The sequence below is a fragment of the uncultured Demequina sp. genome (assembly GCF_913055775.1).
Lineage (GTDB): Bacteria > Actinomycetota > Actinomycetes > Actinomycetales > Demequinaceae > Demequina.
Genome location: NZ_CAJXJX010000203.1, coordinates 1 through 2,505, shown reverse-complemented (window position 1 = coordinate 2,505; position 2,505 = coordinate 1). Strand labels below are relative to the sequence as shown.

Below are 2,505 nucleotides of genomic sequence, written 5' to 3'. Positions count from 1 at the left end.
GGGGTCTTCGAGATGACCGAACAGGGCCTGATGGAGGTTCCGAACCCGTCTGCCCTGTTCCTGGCCGAGCGCCAGGGCGAGGTCGCGGGTGCCACCGTGTTCGCCGGGATCGAGGGCACGCGGCCGGTACTGGTCGAGCTGCAGGCCCTGGTCGCGCCCTCGCCGCTGGCCACGCCGCGGCGGTCGGTCCTGGGCTGGGACGGCGCGCGGCTGGCGATGATCCTCGCGGTGCTGCAGCGCCGTGTGGGTGTGGCCATCGCCGCGGACGACGTCTATGTCTCGACGATCGGCGGCGCGCGCGTCACCGAGCCCGCGGCGGACGTCGCTTTGGCGCTCGCGCTCGCGTCCGCCCGCACCGATGCTCCGGTGCGTTCCGGCCTCGCGGCGATCGGCGAGGTAGCGCTGTCCGGCGCGGTGCGTCCCGTCACGGGCCTGGGTCAGCGGGTCGCGGAGGCGGCGCGACTGGGCTTCACGGAGGTCATCGTGCCGGCCACGCCGGCGCCCGTCGAGGCCCCCAGGGGAGTCACGATCCACGCGGTCTCGACCGTGCGCGAGGCGGTCGAGCGCGCGGTGCCGCGGGCGTGACCCGCTAGCCCACCATCTGGAACTGCTGCTCGGGCGCCTCGATCCCGGCGATCGCGACGGCCGCCCAGTAGTAGCCGGCGGCCGGTTCCGCGATCACGGAGCACGAGTCGTCGTAGCGCTGCCCCGTCCACGTGGCCTGCACCGTCTCGCGGTCGCCGGGCTGCAGGATCCACTCGCCCGCAGGGATCGCGGCGTCGTCGGTGCACCACAGCGTCGAGTAGTAGACCTGGTCCCCGGACCGCACGGTCAGTTCCGTGCCGTCGGTCGCCGTGGCCAGGCTGCACGCGGAACCGCCCGTGTGCTCGATCGAGACGTCGAACGCGGGCATGGTGCCGAGCGTCACCTCCGCTGGGGACGGGGTCATGGCAAGCGTGAGGTCGTCACCGGTGCACGGCCGGCTCGGGTCCTCCGGTGCCGCGCTCGCTGCCGGCGACGTCGTCGAGCTGGAGTCGGGCGCGGGCTCCTCAGGCGCGGCGTCGCCACCAGCGAACAGGCCGCGAGCGATGAACCAGATCCCGAGGATCACGGCCGCGGCGACGATCAGCACCAAGATGCGTCGCATCCAGTAGACCCTCGGCGGGTGCTCGCCCACCGGCTCGCGCAGTCCGTCCACGGCACGCTCCTTCCTGCGTTCACGGTAGCCCCGCTCGGGGCTGTGACAATGGAGCCATGCCGCGCCACCTCGTCACCGCCGTGATGGAGTGGTTCGGGGACGCGGCGCGCGACCTTCCGTGGCGCGATCCTGACTGCAGCCCCTGGGGCGTGCTGGTGTCGGAGGTCATGCTCCAGCAGACCCCGGTCGTGCGAGTCGAGCCCGCGTGGCGAGCCTGGATGGAGCGGTGGCCCGAGCCCGCTGACCTGGCGGTCGCCGACCAGCCTGAGGTGCTGCGTGCGTGGGGTCGCCTGGGGTACCCGCGCCGCGCTCTGCGGCTGCAGGAGTGCGCGCGGGCCCTGACCGACCGGCATGGCGGCGCGGTGCCGTCGGCCACGGAGGAACTGCTCGCCCTTCCCGGCGTCGGCGAGTACACCGCGGCGGCTGTGCGGGCCTTCGCGTTCGGCGAGCGCGATGTGGTGCTCGACACCAACGTGCGGCGCGTGATCGGACGGGCGTGGAACGGGACGGCGTATCCCCGCGCGCACCTCACGCGGGCGGAGCGCAGCTTCGCCGCAGGGCTGGTGCCGGAGGACCGTGACGAGGCCGCGACCTGGAATGCGGCGGTCATGGAGCTGGGTGCGCTGGTGTGCACGTCGCGGGCGCCGCAGTGCGCGCAGTGCCCGCTCGAGAGCGACTGCACCTGGGTCGCGATCGGCAGGCCGGGGCTCGGGGAGGGCGCTGGGAGAAGCCAGGCGTGGCACGGCACCGACCGGCAGGTGCGCGGGCGCGTCCTGGCGATTCTGAGGGAGGCGGTGGACCCGGTCGCGCTCGAGACGCACCCGGCGCTCGCGGACGTCGATCCCGGTCAGCTCGACCGGTGCGTGACCTCACTCGTCGAGGACGGCCTGATCCGTCCGGCCTCCGGCGCCGCCTACTCTCTGTAGGCACGTTCTCTCCGCAACCGTCTCCCGCCGGTGGCCCGGTCGGGATCCGACTGCGGCGCGGCCTGGGACACTTGACGCATGAGATCCATGTCCACGGTCTACCGAGCGCTGCTCATCGTCTCGATCGCCGCGGTCATGATCTGGGCGTGGTCCTTCCTCTTGCCGCGCCTGCTGGACGACGACGCAGAGGCGCCCACCGCATCGGCCGAGCTGTGGACGGTCACCCACGTCTACGACGGCGACTCGATGGAGGTCGCGCGCGACGGCGTGGTCGACGAGGTCCGCGTCATCGGCATCGACACCCCGGAGCGCGGCGAGTGCGGCGCCGATGAGGCACGTGAGGCCGCCGAGGTCACCCTTCTCGACCAGCAGGTCGCGCTC

General features: G+C 73.1%; 4 protein-coding genes. 3 read left to right on the top strand and 1 reads right to left on the bottom strand.

The features are described from left to right. On the top strand, positions 1–585 hold a 585-nt coding region (locus tag QZ483_RS13500; RefSeq protein WP_297084893.1), incomplete at its 5' end, for a S16 family serine protease. Positions 586–589: 4 nt separating this feature from the next. On the opposite strand, the gene QZ483_RS13495 is transcribed toward QZ483_RS13500, so the two are convergent. Further along, positions 590–1,198: a hypothetical protein gene (locus tag QZ483_RS13495; protein ID WP_297084891.1), complete on the bottom strand. Its 609-nt coding sequence runs from the start codon at positions 1,196–1,198 to the stop codon at positions 590–592. Between the two features lie 56 nt (positions 1,199–1,254). Between QZ483_RS13495 and QZ483_RS13490 the strand changes: the two genes are divergently transcribed. Further along, positions 1,255–2,124: an A/G-specific adenine glycosylase gene (locus QZ483_RS13490; RefSeq protein WP_297084888.1), complete on the top strand. Its 870-nt coding sequence runs from the start codon at positions 1,255–1,257 to the stop codon at positions 2,122–2,124. 78 nt (positions 2,125–2,202) lie between these two features. Continuing rightward, positions 2,203–2,505 (top strand): thermonuclease family protein (locus tag QZ483_RS13485; protein WP_367117116.1); only part of this gene is annotated, 303 nt, incomplete at its 3' end.

Bases quoted from the DNA above. Each gene is read 5' to 3' on its own strand.
- QZ483_RS13490 (WP_297084888.1), top strand. From the start codon at position 1,255: ATGCCGCGCCACCTCGTCACCGCCGTGATGGAGTGGTTCGGGGACGCG.